This window comes from Polaromonas sp. (assembly GCF_010365105.1).
In the GTDB taxonomy this organism is placed as follows: Bacteria; Pseudomonadota; Gammaproteobacteria; order Burkholderiales; family Burkholderiaceae_C; genus Polaromonas.
On record NZ_JAAFGZ010000024.1, the window covers coordinates 1 to 22,477 of the forward strand.

Annotated in this window: 21 protein-coding genes; 5 read left to right on the top strand and 16 right to left on the bottom strand. The window is 63.9% G+C overall.

Annotated features, from left to right (window positions below; translation table 11 throughout):
- Positions 1 to 202 (bottom strand): hypothetical protein (locus GZ092_RS14910; protein ID WP_293637535.1); only part of this gene is annotated, 202 nt, incomplete at its 3' end.
- Between the two features lie 6 nt (positions 203 to 208).
- Here GZ092_RS14910 and GZ092_RS14915 point away from each other — a divergent pair.
- The 5 genes from GZ092_RS14915 (at position 209) to ruvC (ending at position 5,483) form a co-directional block, all read left to right on the top strand.
- The gene (locus tag GZ092_RS14915) at positions 209 to 793 is read left to right on the top strand and encodes a YqiA/YcfP family alpha/beta fold hydrolase (protein ID WP_293637537.1); all 585 of its coding nucleotides are present in this window, start codon (positions 209 to 211) and stop codon (positions 791 to 793) included.
- A gap of 136 nt (positions 794 to 929) precedes the next feature.
- Positions 930 to 3,002: an RNB domain-containing ribonuclease gene (locus tag GZ092_RS14920; RefSeq protein WP_293637539.1), complete on the top strand. Its 2,073-nt coding sequence runs from the start codon at positions 930 to 932 to the stop codon at positions 3,000 to 3,002.
- Positions 3,003 to 3,057: 55 nt separating this feature from the next.
- Positions 3,058 to 3,945, top strand: coding sequence for a TonB family protein (locus GZ092_RS14925; protein ID WP_293637596.1), 888 nt, complete (start codon positions 3,058 to 3,060; stop codon positions 3,943 to 3,945).
- Positions 3,946 to 4,102: 157 nt separating this feature from the next.
- Positions 4,103 to 4,852, top strand: a complete 750-nt coding sequence (locus GZ092_RS14930) for a transglycosylase domain-containing protein (protein WP_293637541.1) — start codon at positions 4,103 to 4,105, stop codon at positions 4,850 to 4,852.
- An 82-nt stretch (positions 4,853 to 4,934) separates the two neighbouring features.
- Positions 4,935 to 5,483, top strand: a complete 549-nt coding sequence (ruvC, locus tag GZ092_RS14935; RefSeq protein ID WP_293637543.1) for a crossover junction endodeoxyribonuclease RuvC — start codon at positions 4,935 to 4,937, stop codon at positions 5,481 to 5,483.
- Between the two features lie 3 nt (positions 5,484 to 5,486).
- Here ruvC and GZ092_RS14940 read toward each other — a convergent pair whose 3' ends face one another.
- From GZ092_RS14940 to ftsL, 15 genes are all read right to left on the bottom strand, one after another.
- Positions 5,487 to 5,663, bottom strand: a complete 177-nt coding sequence (locus GZ092_RS14940; protein ID WP_293637545.1) for a hypothetical protein — start codon at positions 5,661 to 5,663, stop codon at positions 5,487 to 5,489.
- 30 nt (positions 5,664 to 5,693) lie between these two features.
- Positions 5,694 to 6,617 (bottom strand): UDP-3-O-acyl-N-acetylglucosamine deacetylase, encoded by a 924-nt coding sequence (lpxC, locus tag GZ092_RS14945; protein WP_293637547.1) that lies wholly within the window; start codon positions 6,615 to 6,617, stop codon positions 5,694 to 5,696.
- A 147-nt stretch (positions 6,618 to 6,764) separates the two neighbouring features.
- Positions 6,765 to 7,943: a cell division protein FtsZ gene (ftsZ, locus tag GZ092_RS14950; RefSeq protein ID WP_293637549.1), complete on the bottom strand. Its 1,179-nt coding sequence runs from the start codon at positions 7,941 to 7,943 to the stop codon at positions 6,765 to 6,767.
- Positions 7,944 to 8,085: 142 nt separating this feature from the next.
- Positions 8,086 to 9,315, bottom strand: coding sequence for a cell division protein FtsA (gene ftsA / locus GZ092_RS14955; protein WP_293637550.1), 1,230 nt, complete (start codon positions 9,313 to 9,315; stop codon positions 8,086 to 8,088).
- A 4-nt stretch (positions 9,316 to 9,319) separates the two neighbouring features.
- On the bottom strand, positions 9,320 to 10,111 hold the full coding sequence (locus GZ092_RS14960) for a cell division protein FtsQ/DivIB (protein WP_293637598.1): 792 nt from the start codon (positions 10,109 to 10,111) through the stop codon (positions 9,320 to 9,322).
- 11 nt (positions 10,112 to 10,122) lie between these two features.
- Complete coding sequence (locus tag GZ092_RS14965; protein WP_293637552.1) at positions 10,123 to 11,100, bottom strand: D-alanine--D-alanine ligase; 978 nt, start codon at positions 11,098 to 11,100, stop codon at positions 10,123 to 10,125.
- On the bottom strand, positions 11,097 to 12,533 hold the full coding sequence (gene murC, locus GZ092_RS14970) for a UDP-N-acetylmuramate--L-alanine ligase (protein WP_293637554.1): 1,437 nt from the start codon (positions 12,531 to 12,533) through the stop codon (positions 11,097 to 11,099). Before murC ends, GZ092_RS14965 begins: the two co-directional genes overlap by 4 nt.
- Entirely contained in the window at positions 12,530 to 13,612 is a 1,083-nt protein-coding gene (gene murG, locus GZ092_RS14975) for an undecaprenyldiphospho-muramoylpentapeptide beta-N-acetylglucosaminyltransferase (RefSeq protein ID WP_293637556.1), read from the bottom strand. The genes murC and murG overlap by 4 nt, the downstream gene beginning before the upstream one ends.
- The gene (gene ftsW, locus GZ092_RS14980; protein WP_293637599.1) at positions 13,609 to 14,850 is read right to left on the bottom strand and encodes a putative lipid II flippase FtsW; all 1,242 of its coding nucleotides are present in this window, start codon (positions 14,848 to 14,850) and stop codon (positions 13,609 to 13,611) included. Before ftsW ends, murG begins: the two co-directional genes overlap by 4 nt.
- 8 nt (positions 14,851 to 14,858) lie before the next feature.
- The gene (gene murD / locus GZ092_RS14985) at positions 14,859 to 16,370 is read right to left on the bottom strand and encodes a UDP-N-acetylmuramoyl-L-alanine--D-glutamate ligase (protein WP_293637558.1); all 1,512 of its coding nucleotides are present in this window, start codon (positions 16,368 to 16,370) and stop codon (positions 14,859 to 14,861) included.
- Entirely contained in the window at positions 16,367 to 17,545 is a 1,179-nt protein-coding gene (gene mraY / locus GZ092_RS14990; protein WP_293637559.1) for a phospho-N-acetylmuramoyl-pentapeptide-transferase, read from the bottom strand. The genes murD and mraY overlap by 4 nt, the downstream gene beginning before the upstream one ends.
- On the bottom strand, positions 17,535 to 18,935 hold the full coding sequence (murF, locus tag GZ092_RS14995) for a UDP-N-acetylmuramoyl-tripeptide--D-alanyl-D-alanine ligase (RefSeq protein ID WP_293637560.1): 1,401 nt from the start codon (positions 18,933 to 18,935) through the stop codon (positions 17,535 to 17,537). Before murF ends, mraY begins: the two co-directional genes overlap by 11 nt.
- The gene (locus tag GZ092_RS15000; RefSeq protein WP_293637561.1) at positions 18,932 to 20,431 is read right to left on the bottom strand and encodes a UDP-N-acetylmuramoyl-L-alanyl-D-glutamate--2,6-diaminopimelate ligase; all 1,500 of its coding nucleotides are present in this window, start codon (positions 20,429 to 20,431) and stop codon (positions 18,932 to 18,934) included. The genes murF and GZ092_RS15000 overlap by 4 nt, the downstream gene beginning before the upstream one ends.
- A complete protein-coding gene (locus GZ092_RS15005; RefSeq protein ID WP_293637562.1) occupies positions 20,428 to 22,164 on the bottom strand; it encodes a penicillin-binding protein 2 in 1,737 nt (578 codons plus the stop codon). The genes GZ092_RS15000 and GZ092_RS15005 overlap by 4 nt, the downstream gene beginning before the upstream one ends.
- Entirely contained in the window at positions 22,157 to 22,468 is a 312-nt protein-coding gene (gene ftsL / locus GZ092_RS15010) for a cell division protein FtsL (protein WP_293637563.1), read from the bottom strand. The genes GZ092_RS15005 and ftsL overlap by 8 nt, the downstream gene beginning before the upstream one ends.
- Between the last annotated feature and the right edge of the window lie 9 nt (positions 22,469 to 22,477).

Below are 22,477 nucleotides of genomic sequence, written 5' to 3' on the forward strand. Positions count from 1 at the left end.
TCGAAAAACTCTTCAGTTCGATCGCATCCAGCTTGGCTTTTACGAAAAACCAGTCTTCTGAACCTATGACGCAGAATTGTGCAATTGGCTCTAAATAATAGCTAAATATGCCCGTATCGCCTGCGCAAACAACGTTTTTAATGCGAAAAATGAAAGACATTGGCACCAGAGCGTCCTGCGCCTGCAGCCGGGCGTTTACCATGGGTCCATGCCCATCACCCACCTGCTTTACCTGCACGGCTTTCGCTCCTCGCCCCAATCGGCAAAGGCCCAAAAAATGGCCGCCCTGATGGCTGCGCACCACCCGGCGGTACGCTGGTGGTGTCCGCAGTTGCCGCCTTCGCCGCAGTGCGCCATGGCGATGCTGGAAAAAGGCCTTGCAGACTGGCCGGCTGGATCGATGGCGGTCATCGGCTCGTCGCTGGGCGGGTTCTATGCGACGGCGGTGGCCGAACGCATGGGCTGCAAGGCGGTGCTGCTGAACCCGGCGGTCGATCCTGCGCGCGACCTGGTCCGCTACATCGGCGAGCAGACCACCTGGCAAAACCCCGACGAGCATTTTTTCTTTGAAGCGCGCTTTGTCGATGAACTGCGCGCACTGCAGGCCGGGCCTTTGACAATTCCGCACCACTACCTGGCCATCATCGCCAAGGGCGACGAAGTGCTGGACTGGCACGAGATGGCGGCGCGCTATGCGGGCGCCCGCCTGCGGATGCTGGAAGGCGGCGACCATGCGCTGAGCGACTTCGACGCGCACCTGCCGGCCGTCCTGGACTTCCTGGGCCTGGCCTGAAACCAGTGCCGGCTTGTCTCGGGCCAGGCGCTGCCTGATTACACTAGCAGCCTGTCGGACTTGGGGGTCGTCGGCTGCCAGCCGCACGCCCCGCAAGGGCCATCACCCCGCTCCACCCAGGCCAAAGGATTTTGTTGTGTTTGTATTGTTTGAAGAAACCGGCAAGTTCCTGGCCGGCCGGATTTTGTCGGAAGCGGACAGTTCGTTGCAGGTGGAGCTTGACTCGGGCAAGCGCGTCAAGGTCAAGGCGGCCAACGCCCTACTGAAGTTCGAGAAACCCGCGCCGGCCGAGTTCATTGCCGCCGGCCAGCGATTGATTGAAGAAATCGACCTGGACCTGGCCTGGGAATTCGCCAGCGACGAGGAATTCGGTTTTGCCGAACTGGCGCGCGACTACTTCAGTGCCGACGCCACCAAAGCCGCCTCGGCCGAGCAACAGGCCGCCGCGCTGTTCCGCCTGTACGACGCGCCGCATTACTTCCGCCGCGCCGGCAAGGGCCGCTTCAAAAAAGCGCCGCCCGAAATCCTGCAGCAGGCGCTCGCTGCCATCGAAAAGAAAAAACAGATCACGGCGCAGATTGCCAGCTGGGCCGACGAACTGGGACAGGGCCAGTGCCCGGCGCCGATCCGCGAGCAGCTCTACAAGATCCTCTTCAAGCCCGACAAGAACAGCGCCGAGTACAAGGCGGTGGTCGATGCTTCCCGCGCCACGCATACCGCGCCGCTCGACTTGCTGCAAAAAGCCGGCGCCATCGCCTCGCCCTACCAGTTCCACTGGAAGCGCTTTTTGTTCGAGAACTTCCCCAAGGGCACGCGCTTTCCGGAGTTGCAGGCGCCGCCGATCAAGGACGAGCTGCCGCTGGCCGATGTCCGCGCCTTTTCCATCGACGACTCCAGCACCACCGAGATCGACGATGCGCTGTCGGTGCAAGGCCTGGGCAGCGGCACGGTCACGCTGGGCGTTCACATCGCCGCGCCCGGCCTGGCGGTGCTGCCAGGCGGCCCGATTGACGCCATCGGCCGCGCGCGCATGTCCACCGTGTACATGCCCGGCTACAAACTGACCATGCTGCCCGACGACGTGGTGCAGGCCTACACGCTGCAGGAAGGCCGCAACTGCCCTGCCCTGTCGCTCTACATCACGATGGACGAAGCCACGCTGGACATCACCGCCAGCGTGACCCGGCTGGAACAGGTGCCCATCGTCAGCAACCTGCGCCACGACGCGCTCGACAACGTGTTCAACGAAGCCTTCTTTGAAGCCGCACAAGTGACCGCGCCGGTCGATGTGCCCTGGGGCGTGGAGATGACCTTCCTGCACCGACTGGCCCGGCACCTGAAAGGCCAGCGCGAAATCGTTCGCGGCAAGCCCGAGAACTTCAACCGGCCCGACTACAACTTCAAGCTCGACAATCCAATGGGCGGCGAGCCGCAGGGCGACGAGCGCGTCAGCATCAGCACCCGCCAGCGCGGCGCGCCGCTCGACCTGATCGTCGCCGAGGCGATGATCCTGGCCAACAGCACCTGGGGCCAGTGGCTGGCCGAGCATGGCGTTCCGGGCATTTACCGCAGCCAGGCCAGCATGGCGCCGGGCGTGAAGGTGCGCATGGGCACCAAGGCGCTGCCGCATGCCGGCCTCGGCGTGAAAAGCTATGCCTGGAGCACCTCGCCGTTGCGCCGCTACACCGATCTGGTGAACCAGTGGCAGATCATTGCCGTCACCAAACACGGCCGTAGCGCCGCGCTGGTCGCGCCCTTCAAGCCCAAGGATGCCGATCTGTTTTCGGTGATTTCGTGCTTTGACGCGGCCTACAGCGCCTACAACGGCTTCCAGTCCGGCATCGAGCGCTACTGGACGCTGAAATACCTGGAGCAAAACGGCATCACCGAACTGACGGCGACCAGTTTCAAGGACAACCTGGTGCGCGCCGACGATCTGCCGCTGGTTCTGGCCGCCCTGGGCGCGCAAGGCCTGCCGCGCGGCGCCCGGGTGCGCATCAGGCTCGGCGCGATTGACGAGATCACGCTGGACATCGCCGGCACCGTCATCGAGCGGCTCGACACGGTTGCGGAAACTTCAGCCGAGGCGCAGGACAGCGACGCCAGCGAAGACGGCGAAGACGAAATCGCCGCCGGTCCGATTTCGATTGCCGTTGACATGAACGAGGCGCAGGCGGATGCCGAACCGGCTCCCGCTGCGGCCGCCTGAAGCCGCCCCGATGTCCAGCGCGCCACCGATGGCCGGCCCCCGGCATCGTGCCTTCATGCTGAAACCTGGCCGGCCGCCGGGGAAATCCCGGTCGCCCAGCACGCTTCAGGTGGCGCTGGGCATTTCGCTGGCCGCGCACGCCGCGTTGCTGGCGGTGCGGATTGTCGATCCGGAGCGCTTCAACCGCGTCTTCCAGGACACGCCGCTGGAGGTGATCCTGGTGAATGCCAAGTCCAGCGACGCACCCGATGCAAACGCCAAAGCCATTGCGCAGGCTTCGCTGGCCGGCGGCGGCGCGCTTGACAGCGGCCGGCCGACCTCCCCGTTGCCGCCTTCGCTGACGGCGAAAACCGGCGACGCGCAGGAAGATGAAAACGAACGCCGCCAGGTCCGGTCGCTCAAGGAGCAGCAGGCCCAACTGCTGCTGCAGACCCGCAAGGAACTGGCCGCGCTGCCGCCGCCCGACCTGAGCATGCCGTCCAGCCTGCGCGCGCAAACCGAGCAGGAAGAAAAGCGCCGCCAACTGGTCAAGCTGCTCGCGGAAATTGAAAAAAGCATCAACGAAGACAGCGCCCAGCCGTCCAGGCGCTACATCAGCCCCTCGACCCGCGAAGCAGTCTATGCGGTGTATTACGATGCGATGCGCCGCAGGATCGAGAAAAAGGGGACGCTGAACTTTCCGCAACGGGCCGGGAAAAAACTGTATGGCGAGCTGACCATGACGATGACGGTCAATGCCGACGGTCAGGTGTTGACGACCGAAGTGGTGCAAGGCTCGGGCAACCCGACGCTTGACCGCTGGGCGCAAAGCCTGGTGCAGGGCAGCGGGCCTTTCGAGCCGTTCAGCGAAGCCATGCGCAGCCAGGCCGACCAGATCGTGGTGGTGTCGAGCTTCAATTTCGGGCGCGATGACAGCCTGGAAACGAAGCTGACTGATCGCTGAGCCTCGGCGCGGCGCCTGCATTGAACAACAGTCCAAATGGAAAAGATGCTTTCATGATCAGCGATCACGCTGCCGTATCGCATTTCTCCGCGCCTGGCAACCCGATGGCCGGCAGCAGATTCGCGCTGGTCCATGCCGGTGAGCCGGTGCGGCTGGCATGAAAGCCTTTGGGCGCCTGCTGCTCCTGGCCTTGCTGGCCGGCCTGGCCCTGCAGCTGTATTTTGCGGGGCGCATTGCGCTGATGCGCTTCGTCAACCCGGAATCGACCGCCTTCCAGCGCTCGGAAGCCTGGGGAATAGCCCGCAGCACCGGCACACTCAAATGGCGCCAGCAGTGGGTGCCTTACGCGGAAATCTCAAGCCACCTCAAGCGCGCCATCATCGCCTCGGAAGACGCCAGTTTCTTGCTGCACGAAGGGCTTGACATGGACGCGCTGGAAAAGGCCTGGGAGAAAAATGCCCAGGCCGAGGAACGTGCCGCGCAATCCCTCAGCCGGCAGGCCGAGGGCAAGTCGAAAGTGCCCCTGGTCAAGCCACCCAAAATCATCGGCGGCTCGACCATCACCCAGCAGCTCGCCAAGAACCTGTTTTTGTCGGGCGAACGCACGCTGCTGCGCAAGGGCCAGGAACTGCTGCTGACGCTGATGCTCGAAGCGCTGCTGAGCAAGCAGCGCATCCTGGAGATTTACCTCAACAATGTCGAATGGGGCGAAGGCGTTTTTGGCGCCGAGGCCGCCGCCCAGCACTATTACCGCAAGCCAGCCGCGCGCCTGAGCGCCATCGAGTCGGCCCGGCTGGCGGTGATGCTGCCCCGGCCCAAGTATTTTGAAACCCACACCGGCTCGGGCTACCTGGCGTCGCGCGCCCGGACCATCGCGGCGCGCATGGGCGGGGTGGAACTGCCATGAGCACTGAATTTTTCTTTTTTACGAGTCATTTCGTGCCCTTTCGCAATACCTGCGGGCATAGGCAGCTCCTTTAATCATAGCAATGCATATATTGGGAATCGATCCGGGCTTGCTGATCACCGGCTTTGGCGTGGTGGACATGGACGGCCCGCACCTGCGCTATGTCGCCAGCGGCACCATCAAGACCGCGCACCTGGACAAAAAGGACTTGCCGGGCCGGCTGAAGGTGCTGTTCGACGGCGTTCGCGAGGTGGTGCAGCGCTACCAGCCCGAATCCGCGTCGGTCGAGATCGTGTTTGTCAACGTCAACCCGCAGGCTACGCTGCTGCTCGGCCAGGCGCGCGGCGCGTGCATCACGGCGCTGGTGTCCACCGACCTGCCGGTGGCCGAATACACCGCGCTGCAGATGAAAAAGGCAGTCGCCGGCTACGGCAAGGCCGGCAAGGCGGAGGTGCAGGAAATGGTCATGCGCCTCTTGAAGCTGCCGTCGCTGCCCGGAAAGGATGCCGCCGATGCCCTGGGGCTGGCCATCACGCATGCGCATGTGGGCGCGGCGATGGCGCGGCTGGCGAAGGCCAGCGAAGCCAGCGGCAAGATGGGCGGACTTTACCGCGCCGGACGCAGCCGATGACCCCTACCCCACCCGCTCCATGATGAGCACGGCGAAAAATCCGAAAGCGGCTATCAATGCCCACTTCAGCACCACCCAGCCATAGTGCCTGAAGCGCAGTTGCCCGGTGCCGGCGTAGAGCATGAAGCACACCAGCGATGTCAGCAGCGCCAGCAAGAGCATCCCTCGAAAAAGCAGCATGGCCTGGACTCCGGATGGTGAAGAAATGCGCTACCAGGCGCGCGCCAGGGTGGCGAACCCCTTGGGCGCGCTTTTTTCGTCGTCGAACGTGGCGATCTCGTAGGCATCGGGATGCGCCAGCAACTCGCGCAACAACTTGTTGTTCATGGCATGGCCCGAGCGAAAAGCGCTGTAGGCGGCCAGCAGCGGCTTGCCCAGCAAATACAGGTCGCCCATGGCGTCGAGGATCTTGTGCTTGACGAATTCGTCGTTGTAGCGCAACCCTTCGGCATTGAGCACCTTGTAGTCATCCATGACGATGGCATTGTCCAGCCCGCCGCCGAGCGCCAGGCCGTTGGCCCGCATCATCTCGACATCCTTGGTGAAGCCGAAGGTGCGCGCGCGGGCAATGTCACGGCTGTAGGCGCCGCTGCCCATATCGAAGTCGACGCGCTGGCCGGTCGAATCGACAGCCGGGTGGTCAAAATCGATCTCGAAGCTCAGCTTGTAGCCTTCGTAGGGGCTCAGGCGCGCCCATTTGACATTCGCACCCTCGCCTTCGCGCACCTCGACCGGCTTGAGGATGCGCACGAAGCGCTTGGGCGCCGGCTGCAATGCAATGCCGGCGGATTGCAGCAGGAACACAAACGATGATGCCGAGCCGTCCAGGATGGGCACCTCTTCAGCTGTGATGTCGATGACCAGGTTGTCAATGCCCAGTCCCGCGCAGGCCGACATCAGGTGCTCGACCGTCAGCACCTTGGTACTGCCGCTGGAAATCGTCGATGCCAGCCGGGTGTCGGTGACGGCTTCGGGCGAGATGACGATGTCCACCGGCTGTGGAAGATCGACGCGCCGGAACACGATGCCGCTGTCGGGCGGCGCCGGCCGCAGGGTCAACTCGACCCGCTGGCCGCTGTGCAGCCCGACACCGACCGCCCGTGTCAGGGATTTGAGGGTTCTTTGAGCGAGCATGTCGTATTTTAAATTGTCAGGCGCGCAGCATCGCTGCCCGGCCCGCCAAGCCCATGCAGCAGGCTGGCGTGCAACAGCCGCAGCCTGTCAGGCCGCAGGCCATGCGCCCCGGCCCGCCATGGCTGGCAGGTACAGGCGCAGGCAGGATCAGTCCGCCTGACGGCGCAAAAAGGCAGGAATCTCGAAGTCGTCCATGCCGCCCGATGCCAGCGCATCGACCTTCGCAGCCGCCTGGATGCGGTTGTTACCCCACACGTTGGGCCGGGCCATGTTGCCGTAGTCGGGTTGCTTCAGGCCCTGCACGCCAGCGGCATTCTGGCCGGCACCGCGCAGCACCTGCAGCGGCGCGACATTGCTGCGCACTTCCTGGCGGCTCAGGCCGGTGGCCACCACGGTGACGCGGATGTCGTCACCCAGTTCGTCGTCGTAGGCGGTGCCGTAGATCACATGCGCATCGGGCGATGCGTAGGCGCGCACGGTGTTCATCGCCAGCTTGGACTCGTTCAGCTTGAGCGAACCCTTGGCGGCCGAAATCAGCACCAGCACGCCCTTGGCGCCGGACAGGTCGATGCCTTCGAGCAGCGGGCAGGCCACGGCCTGCTCGGCGGCGATGCGGGCGCGGTCGGGGCCGTTGGCACGGGCCGTTCCCATCATGGCCTTGCCGGGCTCGCCCATGACGGTGCGCACGTCCTCGAAGTCGACGTTGACATGGCCGGGAACATTGATGATCTCGGCAATGCCGCCGACAGCGTTTTTCAGCACGTCGTTGGCATGCGCGAACGCCTCGTCCTGTGTCACGTCATCGCCCAGCACTTCGAGCAGCTTTTCGTTCAGCACGACGATCAGCGAATCGACATTGGCTTCGAGTTCGGCCAGGCCCTGGTCGGCATTGGTCATGCGGCGTCCGCCCTCGAAGTCGAAGGGCTTGGTCACCACCCCGACCGTCAGGATGCCCATTTCCTTGGCCACGCGGGCAATCACCGGCGCTGCACCGGTGCCGGTGCCGCCGCCCATGCCGGCAGTGATGAACAGCATGTGCGCGCCGCTGATGGCACTGCGGATGTCGTCCACCGCCAGTTCGGCCGCTTCGCGGCCTTTTTCAGGCTTGCTGCCGGCACCCAGGCCGCTGGCGCCCAGCTGGATGTTCTTGTGCGCGGTGCCACGGTTGAGAGCCTGCGCGTCGGTGTTGGCGCAGATGAATTCAACGCCCTGCACGCCGCACTGGATCATGTGACCGACGGCATTGCCGCCGCCGCCGCCGACGCCAATCACCTTGATCTGCGTGCCTTGGTTGAATTCCTGGATTTCAATCATTTCGATACTCATGGGGAGCCTCCTGTTGGGGTAAATCGGGTGGGTGAATACATATCAATTTTTTTGCGAAACATGGCGGGTCAGGCCGGTGGATCAGCGCCTCCCGAATGGGTTCGGCGCCAGGGGCGACCGAAAAATCTGGACAGACGTGTCATCAAAAATTCCCCACGAACCAGTCTTTGACGCGGCCAAAGGCGCTGTGCACGCTGCCGGCCTTCTGCGCCACCTTGAAGCCGCGCATGCGCGCCAGCCGCGCTTCTTCGAGCAGTCCCATGACGGTTGCGGCCCGGGTCTGGGCGACCATGTCCGACAGGGCGCCGGAATAGCGTGGCAGGCCGCGCCGCACCGGCTTGAGAAAAATGTCTTCGCCCAGTTCGATCATGCCGGGCATCATGGCGCTGCCGCCGGTGATGACGATGCCCGAGGACAGCACTTCCTCGTAGCCCGACTCGCGGATCGCCTGCTGGACCAGCAAATAGATTTCCTCGACGCGCGGCTCGATCACGCCGGCCAGCGCCTGCTTGCTGAGCATGCGGGGGACGCGGTCGCCCAGGCCTGGCACCTCGACCTGGGTGTCGGGGTCGGCGAGCAACTGCTTGGCGCAGCCGTTTTCCACCTTGATGTCTTCAGCGTCCTTGGTCGGCGTGCGCAGCGCCATGGCGATGTCGCTGGTGATCAGGTCTCCGGCAATAGGGATCACGGCAGTGTGCCGGATGGCGCCGCCGGTGAAGATGGCCACGTCGGTGGTGCCGGCGCCGATGTCGACCATCGCCACGCCAAGCTCCTGCTCGTCCGGCGTCAGCACCGACAGGCTGGACGCCAGCGGATTGAGCATCAGCTGGTCCACATCGAGACCGCAGCGGCGCACGCACTTGATGATGTTCTCGGCCGCGCTTTGCGCGCCGGTCACGATGTGTACCTTGGCTTCGAGGCGCAGGCCGCTCATGCCGATGGGCTCGCGCACATCCTGGCCGTCGATCACGAACTCCTGCGGCTCGACCAGCAGCAGGCGCTGGTCGGTGGAAATGTTGATGGCCTTGGCAGTTTCAATCACGCGGGTGACATCGGCCTGGGTGACTTCCTTGTCCTTGACGGCCACCATGCCACTGGAATTGATGCCGCGGATATGGCTGCCGGTGATGCCGGTAAAGACACGGCCGATCTTGCAGTCGGCCATGAGTTCGGCCTCTTTCAGCGCCTGCTGGATGCTGTGGACCGTGGCGTCGATGTTGACCACCACGCCGCGCTTGAGCCCCTGGCTGGCGGCAATTCCGAGGCCGGCCAGCTTGAGCTCGCCGCCGGGCATGACCTCGGCCACCACGACCATGATCTTGCTCGTTCCGATGTCCAGCCCCACCACCAGATCTTTATATTCCTTGGCCATTCATTCACCTTTTCTTTTTCTTGTCGTCTTTGTCAGCGATCTCGCCGGTGGTGACGCCCCTGAGTTTGAGCGCATAGCCGGTGGCATAGCGCAGGTCGGCAGACTCAACATCGCGGCCGAAGCGGGACGACATCTGCGTCACGGTGTCGACGAAACGCCGGGCACGCGCCTGGACTTCCGCCCGCGAGCCGTGGCCAAGTTCGATCACCGCGCCGCTGTCAAGCTGCACGCGCCAGTTTCCAACCTCGTTCAGCTGCAATTGCTCCAGTACCGCATCCATCTCTTCAAACAGCGGAAGCATCTCGTGGTAGGCCTGCAGTACCTGCGGCGCCTGGCCCTTGGGGCCGCTCAGCAGCGGCAGTTCCTCGTTTTCGACATCGCCCGGATTGGCATCGAACACCTCGCCCTGGGTGTTGACCAGCCGGGCCTCGGCCTCGGTGCCCCAGTAGGCGACGGCCTTGTGTTCGAGCAGCACCACCCTGAGCCTGTTGGGAAATTCGCGTTGCACCACCGCCCGACGAACCCAGGGAACGGACTCAAAGGCGGCGCGCGTGGATTCGAGGTCCACCGTCAGGAAGTTGCCGGCCACCTTGGGCGCCACATTGGCGCGCAGGGTGACGGCATTGTTGTGCGTCAGGTCGCCACCGACGCGTATGGCGCTGAGGTTGAAGGCGGGCTGGCGTACCAGCCAGGCCATGCCCAGCGCCAGCACCATGGCGCCAAACACCAGGCCCAGGAGCACCGACACGGTGTTCATGAGCCTGACGTCCGGCGGCAGGGTGGCTGGCAGTGGCATGGTGGTGCGGCTCACGGCTGTGTTCCGTCCTGGGGCTGGCAATCAAGCGCGGCGGTTTCAAGCACCTGGACGCACAAGGCTTCGTAGGAAATACCGGCTGCGCGCGCGGACATGGGCACCAGCGAATGCCCGGTCATGCCGGGCGAGGTGTTGATTTCCAGCAGGTAGGGCTTGCGCGTCGCCTGGTCGATCATCACGTCGGCGCGCGCCCAGCCGCGGCAGTTCAGCGTGCGAAAAGCCTGCAGCACGAGTTGCTGGATGGCCTGCTCTTCGCCGGCCGGCAAGCCGCAGGGCACCAGGTACTGCGTGGTGTCGGTGAAATACTTGTTCTGGTAGTCGTAATTGCCCTCGGGGGCAACGATGCGGATGACCGGCAGCGCCCGCGCCTGCGCGCCGGTGCCAAGCACCGGACAGGTCACCTCGTCGCCGCTGACGAACTGCTCGCACAGGATGTCGGCATCCATCTTTTCGGCCAGCGCCACGGCCGCTGCCATGCCGTCGCGCTCCGTGACCTTGGTCAGCCCCAGCGACGAGCCTTCGCGCGCCGGCTTGACGATCAGCGGCAGGCCGAGCATGTCGGCCACCGCATCGACCTCTGCCGGACCGTACCCGCCCCGGCGCAGCAGGACATAGCGTGGCGTAGGCAGGTTTTCGGACAGCAGCACGCGCTTGGTCATGACCTTGTCGATGGCCATGCTCGACGCCATGACGCCCGAACCGGTATAGGGAATGCCGAGCAGTTCCAGCGCGCCCTGCACCGTGCCGTCTTCGCCGAAGCGGCCATGCAGCGCGATGAAGCAACGGGCAAAGCCCTCTTTCTTCAAGTCGCCCAGATCACGTTCGGCCGGGTCGAAGGCATGGGCATCGACACCCTGCGAGCGCAGCGCCTGCAGCACGCCCTGCCCCGACATCAGCGAGATTTCACGCTCGGCGGAGCGCCCGCCCATCAGGACGGCGACCTTGCCGAAGCTCGAAGGACGGGCGTTCATGCGCATTGCCCTTCCAGCACCTTGAGTTCCTGGCGCTCAAGCATGGCGACGACCCCGGCAGGCACCTGCCCGATGGAGCCGGCGCCCATGCACATGACCACATCGCCGCCCCGCGCCACATCCAGTATGGCCTGGGGCATGGCCGCGATGGCGTCCACGAAGACCGGCTCAACCTTGCCGGCCACGCGCAGCGCGCGCGCCAGCGAGCGGCCGTCGGCCGCGACGATGGGCGATTCGCCCGCGGCATAGACCTCGGCCAGCAGGACCGCGTCGGCATGGCTGCTGATGATCCTGACGAAATCCTCGAAACAGTCGCGGGTGCGGGTGTAGCGGTGCGGCTGGAACGCCAGCACCAGCCGCCGCCCCGGAAAAGCGCCGCGCGCCGCCGACAGGGTGGCCGCCACTTCAACCGGATGGTGACCGTAGTCCTCGATCAGCGTGAACTGGCCACCGTCCCTGGCGGGCAGGTCGCCGTAGCGCTGGAAGCGCCGGCCCACGCCGGTGAAACCCGCAAGCGCCTTTTGCACGGCGGCGTCGGGCACATTGAGTTCCACCGCAATCGCAATGGCAGCCAGGGCATTGAGCACGTTGTGCTGGCCGGCCAGGTTCAACACCACCTCCAGATCGGGCAGTTGCACGCCGTTGCGGCGCTGCGCTGTGAAATGCATTTGCGCACCGACAGCGCGCACGTTCACGGCGCGCACCTGGGCGTTCTCGTTCAAGCCATAGCTGGTGATGGGGCAGGACATCTGCGGCACGATGTCACGGACCACCGGGTCGTCGGTGCACAGGACCGCCGTGCCGTAGAACGGCATGCGGTGCAGGAAATCGACAAAGGCCTTTTTCAGGTTGCCAAAATCGTGCCCGTAGGTTTCCATGTGGTCGGCGTCGATGTTCGTGACCACCGCCATCACCGGCAGCAGGTTCAGGAAGGACGCGTCCGATTCGTCGGCTTCGACCACGATGTAGTCGCCCGAGCCCAGCTTGGCATTGGCGCCGGCGCTGTTGAGCTTGCCGCCAATCACGAAGGTCGGGTCGAGTCCGCCTTCGGCCAGCACGCAGGCCACCAGGCTGGTGGTGGTGGTCTTGCCGTGGGTGCCGGCAATGGCGATGCCCTGCTTGAGGCGCATCAGTTCGGCCAGCATCAGCGCGCGCGGCACGACCGGAATGTGTTTTTCGCGCGCGGCCAGCACCTCGGGGTTGTCGGCATGCACCGCCGTGGAGGTCACCACCGCATCGACATTGACCAAATTGTCGGCGGCATGGCCGACAAAGGTCTGGATGCCGAGTCCGCCCAGACGCTGAAGCGTGCTGCTGTCGGACAGGTCGGAGCCGGAAATCACATACCCCAGGTTGTGCAGGACTTCGGCAATTCCGGACATGCCCGCGCCGCCGATGCCGATGAAATGGATGTGCTTGATGGCGTGCTTCATCGCGCAAGCTCCTCGCAGGCGGCGACAAGATGGGTCGTGGCATCTATTTTTTGCATGTTTTTGGCTTGTAGCGCAGACTGGACAAGCGCAAGTCGCTCTGTTTTTTGTAGCATTATCGCAAGAATTGAAGGGGTCAGGTCATGTTGTTGCACCAGCCAGCCACCGCCATTGGTAACCAAAAATTTCGCATTGGCGGTCTGGTGGTCATCCACCGCAGACGGAAAGGGTACAAACAGCGCCGCAGCGCCGACAGCGGCAATTTCGGTCACCGTGCTGGCGCCAGCACGGCAGATGATCAGGTCGGCATCGGCAAAGGCCTGGGCAGTGTCCTCGATGAAAGGCGTGAGTTCAGCGTCCACGCCGGCGGCCTGGTAATTGGCGCGCAGCGCTTCGAGCTGGCGGGCGCCGCTCTGGTGCGTGACGCAGGGGCGCAGTGCCGCCGGAATCAGTGCCAGCGCCTTGGGAACCAGTTCGTTCAGCGCCGTCGCGCCCAAACTGCCTCCCACCACCAGCACCTTGAGGGGCCCGCGCCGCTGCGCAAAGCGCACGGCCGGATCGGGTTGCCGGGTAAAGGCCGGGCGCAGCGGATTACCGACCCATTCGGCATTTTTCAGCACCCGGGGAAAAGCGGTGAAGACGCGGTCGGCCACGCGGGCCAGCAGCTTGTTGACCAGGCCGGCCACGGAATTTTGTTCGTGCAGGATCAGTGGCTTGCCCAGCAGCACGCTCATCATGCCGGCCGGAAAGGCGATGTAGCCACCCAGGCCGACCACCACATCGGGCTTGACGCGGCGGATGACCTGCACGCTTTGCCAGAAGGCCTTGAGCAGGCGCAGCGGCAGCAAGGCCAGGGTCACCGGCCCCTTGCCGCGGACGCCCGAAAAATCAATCGACTCGAAGGCAAAGCCGCGCGGCGGCACCAGCTGGCTTTCCATGCTGGGGCGATCTGCGCTGCCCTTGCCACCGAGCCAGTGCACGCGCCAGCCATCCGCGCGCAAGGCCTCGGCCACGGCGAGACCCGGGAAGATATGGCCGCCGGTGCCACCAGCCATCACCAAGGCGCAGCGCTGGGGCTTCATACGCGGCCTCCGCGCATCAGCACGCGGTTTTCGTAGTCGATGCGCAGCACGACCGCCAGCGCAATCAGGTTCATCACGATGGCAGAGCCGCCATAACTCATCAGCGGCAAGGTCAGGCCCTTGGTCGGCAAGGCGCCCAGGTTCACGCCGATGTTGATGAAGGTCTGAAACCCCATCCAGATACCGACACCCTGCGCCACCAGTCCGGAAAACAGCCGGTCCAGCGCGATGGACTGGCGGCCGATGTGCATGATGCGGCGGATCATCCACAGAAACAAACCGATGATGACCAGCACGCCGATCAGGCCGAATTCCTCGCCAATCACGGCCATCAGGAAGTCGGTGTGCGCTTCGGGCAGCCAGTGCAGTTTTTCGATGCTGCCGCCCAGCCCGACGCCAAAGATTTCCCCCCGGCCAAAGGCAATCAGCGAATGCGACAGCTGGTAGCCCTTGCCCATCGAGTACTTTTCATTCCACGGGTCCATGTAGGCAAAGATCCGCTCGCGCCGCCATTCGCTGAACATCACCATCATGCCGAAGGCCACCACCACCACCGCTGAAATCACGAAGAACATGCGCGCATTGACGCCGCCCAGAAACAGAATGCCCATGGCAATGACCGAAATCACCATGAAGGCGCCCATGTCGGGCTCGGCCAGCAGCAGCACGCCGACGATGCCCACGGCAAAAGCCATCGGCAGCACGGCGCGAAAGAAGCGTTCCTTCACTTCCATCTTGCGCACCATGTAGTTGGCGGCATACAGCAGGACGGCAAATTTCGCCAGTTCAGAAGGCTGGAAGTTCATGACGCCCAGCGGAATCCAGCGCCGCGCGCCATTGACCCCTTTTCCAATGAAGGGAACCAGTACCAGCACCAGCAGCACCAGCGACCCCATGAAGAGCCAGGGCGCGTATTTTTCCCAGGTCGTCATGGGAATCTGGAATGCCAGATAAGCCGCAATCGACGCCATCAACAATGAAAACAGATGCCGCGTCAGGAAAAAAGTGTGCGCATAACGCGCAAACTTGGGGTTGTCGGGCATAGCCACCGAGGCCGAATACACCATGATCAGGCCGGACAGCAGCAAGGCCACGGTGACCCAGACCAGCGCCCAGTCAAGCCCTGCCAGCCGAACCGGCGTTGCAAGATTGACCGGAAGGCTGCGGCCACCCAGACGCACCGGCAAGGCATCCGAAGCGGCCTTGCCGAACCCTGAAAACCACCCGGTACGACGCAGTTTGGAAGTCACAGCACGGCTCCCTGTTCCACGGCGAGTTCCTGCACCGCCTCGCAAAAGACCCGTGCGCGGTGCTCGTAGTTGTCGAACATGTCAAAACTGGCGCAGGCGGGCGACATCAGCACCGCGTCACCCGCATGCGCCTGCGCGGCGGCCAGGCTGACCGCTTGCGTCATGGACTCGGCCTCCAGCAGTGCGATTTGCCGGCCTGCCAATGCGGCGCGGATCACCGGCGCATCACGGCCGATCAGCACCACGGCCCGGACATAACGCGCCACCGGGTCGGCCAGTGGCGAGAAATCCTGGCCCTTGCCTTCGCCGCCCAGGATCAGCACCAGCTTGCGATCAGCGCCCAGGCCGGCCAGCGCCGCCACTGTGGCGCCGACATTGGTGCCCTTGCTGTCGTCAAAGTATTCCACGCCCTCCAGCACAGCCACCGACTCCACGCGGTGCGGCTCGCCCCGGTATTCGCGCAGGCCATGCAGCATCGGCGCCAGCGGGCAACCCACGGCGACGGCCAGGCCGAGCGCGGCCAGTGCATTGGTGGCGTTGTGGCGGCCGCGAATCCGCAGCGCTTCGAGCGGCATCAGGCGCTGGATGTGCAGCACCAGCTCCTCGGCCTTGCGGCGCTTGATGGTCTCGTCGGCCTCGGCGGCGCGTACCAGCCACGCCATGCCATTGACCGTCTGGATGCCGTAATCGCCCGGCCTCCGCGGCTCGTCGCCGCCGAATGTCAGGTAATTGCGGGTTTGCCTGCCCTTGACGGGTGCGGGCAATGCCGCCATCACCTGCGGGTCATCTCGGTTCAGCAGCATGAGGCCGGCGCTGCCATAAATATTCGCCTTGGCGGCGATATAGGCGGGCAGGGTTTCATGCCAGTCGAGGTGGTCCTGAGAAATGTTCAGGACGGTTGCCACATCAGGCTGGAAATTCGTGACGCCGTCGAGCTGGAAACTGGACAATTCGAGCACCCAGACCTCAGGCAGCGCAAGGGCTTCGTCGTTTGCCTGGGCATCCAGCTTTTCGGCCAGGGTGTCGAGCAGCGTCGGCCCGATATTGCCTGCGACCGCTACCGATTTACCGGCGCGCTCGACGAGTTGCCCGGTCATGGCGGTCACGGTGGTCTTGCCGTTGGTGCCGGTAATGCCGATGAGTCTGGGCGTATAGCCCCGGTCCTCTTGCAGGTCGGCCAGCGCCTGCGCGAACAGGCTCAGTTCGTTGCCACAAGGAATGCCTTGGGCACGGGCTGCCGCCACGACCCCGCTGATGGAGACGGGCGACAGGCCCGGGCTTTTCAGCAGCAGGTTGAAGTTTTCACCGCCCAGCAGTTCGCCGTCCATGGCGGCATTGACGAACCTGGCGTTGGGCACGCTGGCCTGCAGGGCAGCGAGTTGCGGCGGTGCAGGACGTGTATCGGCCACGGTGACGCGGGCACCGCAGCGGGCGCACCAGCGCGCCAGCGCCAGGCCGGAAGCGCCCAGCCCCAGAATCAAAATGTTTTGATGCGCCAGGTTTTTCATCTCAGTTTCAGCGTTGACAGCCCGACCAGACACAGCAGCATGGTGATGATCCAGAAGCGCACGACGACCTGGGTTTCCTTCCAGCCGCATTTTTCAAAATGATGGTGCAGCGGCGCCATTTGCAGCAGTCGCCGCCCCTGGCCGTAACGCCGCTTGGTGTACTTGAACCAGGTGACCTGGAGCATCACCGACAGGGCCTCGACCACGAAGATCCCGCCCATGATCGCCAGCACGATTTCCTGGCGCACGATGACGGCGATGGTGCCCAGCGCCGCGCCCAGCGCCAGTGCGCCGACATCGCCCATGAAGACCTGCGCCGGATGGGTGTTGAACCACAGGAAGGCCAGCCCCGCGCCCGCCATGGCGGCACAAAAGATCAGTAATTCGCCCGATCCGGGGATGTGGGGAAAAAGCAGGTATTTGGAATAGACCGAGCTGCCCGTCACGTACGCGAACACGCCCAGTGACGAGCCGACCATCACGACCGGCATGATGGCCAGCCCATCGAGCCCGTCGGTCAGGTTCACGGCATTGCTGGAGCCGACAATCACCAGGTAGGTCAGGATCACAAAACCGAAAACGCCCAGCGGATAGCTGACTTCCTTCACAAAAGGCACCAGCAGGCCGGCCTTGGGTGGCAGGTTGACATCGAAGCCCGACTGCACCCAGCTGACAAAAAGCTCCAGCACGCGCATGTTGGAACTTTCGGAAATGCTGAACACAAGGTAGAGCGCGGCCACCAGGCCGACGACGGATTGCCAGAAGTATTTTTCGCGCGACCGCATGCCTTCCGGGTCCTTGAGCACCACCTTGCGCCAGTCATCAACCCAGCCGATGGCACCAAAGCCCAGAGTGACGAGCATCACGATCCAGACAAAGCGGTTGGCCAGGTCGAACCACAGCAGCGTGGAAATGCCGATCGACATCAGGATCAACACACCGCCCATGGTGGGCGTGCCGCTTTTGCTCAGGTGCGTCTGCATCGCGTACTCACGGATCGGCTGTCCGATCTTGAGCGCGATCAGCCGGCGAATCACGAACGGGCCGGCCAGCAGGCCAATCAGGAGCGCCGTGAGCGCGGCCATCACGGCGCGCAGGGTCAGGTACTGGAACACCCGCAGGAATCCCAGGTCAGGCGAGAGGGTCTGGAGCCACTGGGCCAGGCTAAGCAGCATGAGGCGCTTTCTTGTCTTCTTTTTGAACATCGTTCCCAGCGGCCATGACCGCCTGGACCACGCGCTCCATCTTCATGAACCGCGAACCCTTCACCAGCACGCTGGCGACGTGCGGCAGTTCCTCCACCACGGCGGCGCTCAGTTCAGCCATGCAGCTGAAATGACGGCTGTCGCCAAAAGCGGCGCCTGCACCCTGCGATTGTTCGCCCAGCGTGAAAAGCGTTTCGATTCCCAGCGCACGGGCATTTCGGCCGGCTTCGCCATGGAACTGCGGCCCCTGACTGCCAACTTCGCCCATATCACCCATGACCAACAGGCGCGGGGCGGGCAGTTCGGCCAGCACCTGGAGGGCTGCCTGCATCGAGTCGGGATTGGCGTTGTAGGTGTCGTCCACCAGCGTCACCGTGCGTCCTGGCAGCGGGACCGACAGGGCGCGCGAACGCCCCTTGACCGGCCTGAACGCTGAAAGGCCGGCACTGATGAAAACCGGAGGAACGCGGGCGGCCAATGCACACGCCGTGGCCGCCAGTGCGTTCTTGACGTTGTGCCGGCCTGCAACATGCAGCGCAAACGCCAGCGGACCCGACGGCGTGCGGGCATCAACTTGCCAACCATCGCCATTCCATTTCGCGCTGCCCGTCACATCTGCCGGCCCCTCCAGCGCAAACGTCATGACCGGGCGTGCGCCCGCCAGACGCCGCCAGACATTGACATAGGCATCGTCCGCCGGAAAAACCGCCGTGCCGGACGCGTCCAGCGACGCCAGCACCGAGCCGTTTTCCAATGCCACGGCTTCTACCGTAGCCATGAATTCAAGATGTTCACGCTGGGCGTTGTTGACCAGCGCCACCGTGGGCCGCACCAAATCGGCCAGGTAGGCAATTTCGCCGGGGTGGTTCATCCCGAGTTCGACCACGCCGGCCTCATGCACAGCCCGCAGGCGCAGCAGTGTAAGGGGCACACCGATGTCGTTGTTGAGGTTGCCTTCAGTCGCGAACGCCGCTTCGGGTTTCCAGGCCCGCAGAATCGCCGCGATCATCTGCGTGACCGTGGTTTTCCCATTGCTGCCGGTCACGGCAATCAGCGGCAGGCTGAACTGCGAACGCCAGGCGGCGCCGATCTGGCCCAGCGCCTGGCGGGTATCGGCGACTTCGATGCCGGGCAGGCCAGCCTGCGCCAGACCGTGCTGTGCAATGGCGGCCACAGCGCCTTCGGCCCTGGCTTTCGGCAAAAAGTCGTGCGCATCGAAGTGCTCGCCCTTGAGCGCGACAAACAGGTCGCCCGGCCGCAGGCTCCGCGTATCGGTATGAATCCGCAAGGGGACCACGCGGCCGTCGCCCACCAGCCGGGACGATGGCAGCCAGGCCGCGATCTGATCCAGGCGCATCATGCGGCCTCCTTTGCCCGGCGCACTGCCGCTATCGCATTCAGGGCAGCCTGCGCCTGGTCGCGGTCGGAAAATTCCATCTTTACACCCTTGATCTCCTGGTAGTTTTCATGCCCTTTGCCCGCCAGCAGCACAACGTCCTGTGCTTGTGCCAGCGCCAGCGCATGGGCGATGGCGGCACGCCGGTCCGGCTCTGCATGCACAGCCTGCGGCTGGCCCAGGCCCTGTTGCATCTGTTCAATGATGACCAGCGGGTTTTCGCTTCTGGGGTTGTCGCTGGTCAACACCAGCTGATCTGCATTTTTTTCTGCCGCCGTCGCCATCAGGGACCGCTTGCTGACGTCACGGTCGCCGCCGCAGCCAAAAACGCACCACAGTCTGCCGCCTCGGCCCTGCGCCACCGGCCTGAGCGCCAGCAGCACTTTTTCCAGCGCATCGGGCGTGTGCGCATAGTCAATGACAACCAGCGGCAGGCCGGCCACCGCCAAGGTTTCAGTTCGGCCGGGCACCGGCAGCAGGTCCACGCAGGCAGCGACCGCATCGGCCAGCGGAATTGCCATCGCCCGCAGGCTGGCCACGACACCCAGCAGATTCGACACGTTGTACAGGCCCACCATGACGGTTGAAATTGTGTGACGCTCGGCGCCTTCCACCACGTCGAAGCGCAGACCCTGCGCGCCCTGCCGGATCGCCTGCGCCTCAAGCCGCGCAGGACCAACGCATGACACGGTCCAGCAGTCGAGCGGCGTTGATGCCAGCACATCAGCCAACTCCAGACCCTTGTGGTCGTCGATATTGATGACCGCTGCCCGCAGTCCCGGCCAGTTGAACAACGCTTTCTTGGAGGTCCAGTAGGCGTCCATCGACGCGTGGTAATCAAGATGGTCCTGGGTGAAATTGGTGAACACCGCAACCTGAATTTTCGTTCCGTCCAGCCGCCGTTCCTCAATGCCTATCGAAGACGCTTCCAGCACGCAGGCTGAAAAACCGTGGTCCGCAAAAAGGCGCAACTGCTGCTGAAGCAGCACCGGGTCTGGCGTCGTCATTCCAGTGGAAACCATTGCACCGGGCGTGCCGATCCCCAGCGTACCAACCAGGCCGCAGGGACGCTCCAGCCGGCCAAGTGCCTGTGCCAGCCACCAGGCGGTGGAGGTTTTGCCATTGGTTCCGGTGATGGCCACGATTTCAAGCTGCTTGCTGGGGGCGCCAAAATAAGCGGCAGCGATCAGTCCGGTGGCGGCCTTCAGACCTTCATAGGTCGCCACCCGGTCATCATTGAACCCATAAGCCTGAGCGCCCGCGTGCTCGACCAGGCAGGCGGCCGAGCCGGCTGCCAAAGCGGCCTTGACATACAGGCGTGCGTCAGTGGCAGCCCCCGGCCATGCGATGAAGCCGTCACCCTTGCCCGCCTTGCGGCTGTCGGCCCACAGCGTGCCGGCCACGCGCTCGTGCAGCCAGCGCGCAGCCTGTTCAGGGGTGTGAAGCTGGACGGTGGTCAAAACGACTCCTCCACGGTTTGCATGATGATTTGCGGCTTCACGCTCATGTCGGGCTGCACGCCCATCATGCGGAGCGTTTGCTGAACCACTTCACTGAACACCGGAGCAGCGGCAATGCCGCCAAAGTATTTGCCGTCACTGGGCTCGTCGATCATGACCGCGACGATGATGCGTGGCGATTCGATGGGCGCCATGCCGGTAAACCAGGCGCGGTATTTGTTGCTGGCATAGCCTTTGCCGACCTGCTTGTGCGCCGTGCCCGACTTGCCGCCCACCGAATAGCCCACGGTCTGCGCCAGCTGGCCGGTGCCACCCGGTGCCGCAGCCATCTGGAGCATGCGGCGAACGGCGTGCGCATTCTCGGGAGAAAACACCCGGACGCCGACCGCTGGCTCATTTTTCTTGAGCATGGTGACTGGAATGATCTGGCCGTCGTGGGCAAAAGCGGTATAGGAATGCGCCATCTGGAACAGCGATGCCGACAGCCCGTAGCCATAAGCCATGGTGGCCTGCTCGACCGGCCGCCAGGTTTTCCAGGGACGCAGGCGGCCCGACACGGCACCGGGAAACTCGATCTGCGGCTTTTGTCCGTAGCCCAGGGCGACATAGGTGTCCCACATTTCGTGGGGTGTCATTTTCTGGGCGATTTTCAGTGCGCCCACGTTGCTGGACTTCTGGATCACGCCCTCGACGGTCAATGTGCCGTAGTTGTGGGTATCACTGATGGTGAAGCCGCCAATACTGAAGCGGCCGGGACCAGTTTCAATCAGCGTCTGCGGCTTGACGCGCCCGGCCTCCAGAGCCATGGCCACAGTGATAGGCTTCATTGTCGAACCGGGCTCGAAGGTGTCGGTCACGGCCCGGTTGCGCAGTTGCTCACCGGTCAGGTTCTGGCGCTTGTCGGGAACATAGCTGGGGTAATTTGCCAGCGCCAGCACCTCGCCGGTGATTGAATCGATCACCACCACACTGCCGGCCTTCGCCTTGCGCGCAATCACCGCATCGCGCAGCTTCTGATAAGCGAAGAACTGGACCTTGCTGTCAACGCTGAGCTGAATGTCCTTGCCGTCCACGGGCGGAACCTGCTCGCCAACACCTTCGACCACCCGGCCCAGCCGGTCCTTGATGACGCGCCGCGAACCCGCCTTGCCCGACAGCGCCTGGTTGAAGGTCAGCTCGATGCCTTCCTGCCCCTTGTCTTCCACGTTGGTAAAACCGACGATGTGGGCGATGGTTTCGCCTTCGGGGTATTTTCGCTTGTATTCCTTGCGCTGGTAAATACCGGGAATGCCCAGCGAATGGACCTTCTGCGCGACCGGCTCATCGAGCTGGCGCTTGACCCAGACAAAGGTCTTGTCCTCGTCGCTGAACTTCTTGTTCAGCTCGGCCAGCGGCATTTCCAGCAACCGGGCCAGCTCGGCCAGCTGGGCGGGACTGGCCTTGACGTCCTCAGGAATGGCCCAGATGCTGGAGGCCGGCACACTGGACGCCAGGATCAGGCCGTTGCGGTCCAGGATGCGGCCGCGGTTGGCGGGCAGTTCCAGCGTGCGTGCAAACCGCACCTGGCCCTGGCGCTGAAAAAATGCGTTGGCGTACACCTGGATATAGGCTGCCCTGACCGCAAGGCCGGCAAACGACAGCGCAATCAGCGCCACGATGAGCTTGCTGCGCCAGACCGGGGTCTTGCTGGCCAGCAGGGGGCTGGAAGTGTAAAGAACGCTTTTCCTACTCATGCTGCGCCCTCTGGCTGGCAGCGGCCGCCACATCGGCTGCAGACTTGTACTTGACGTACTCGGTAATCGCCGGCGTGGTGGTGCGCATCTGCAGCCGATCCCTGGCCAGCTTTTCGATTTTCAGCGGTGTGGCTTCCGCGCGTTTTTCCACCTGCAGCCGCTCGCTTTCGGTTTCAATCTTGCGGCTCTGTGCGGCCGCTTTCTCAAGTTCCACATAAAGACGCCGCGATTCATACTGGGTTTGCACCAGGTAGAGCGCGCTGGCCAGTACAGCCAGCAACAGCAGGAAATTCAGACGGCCCATGACCTGTCC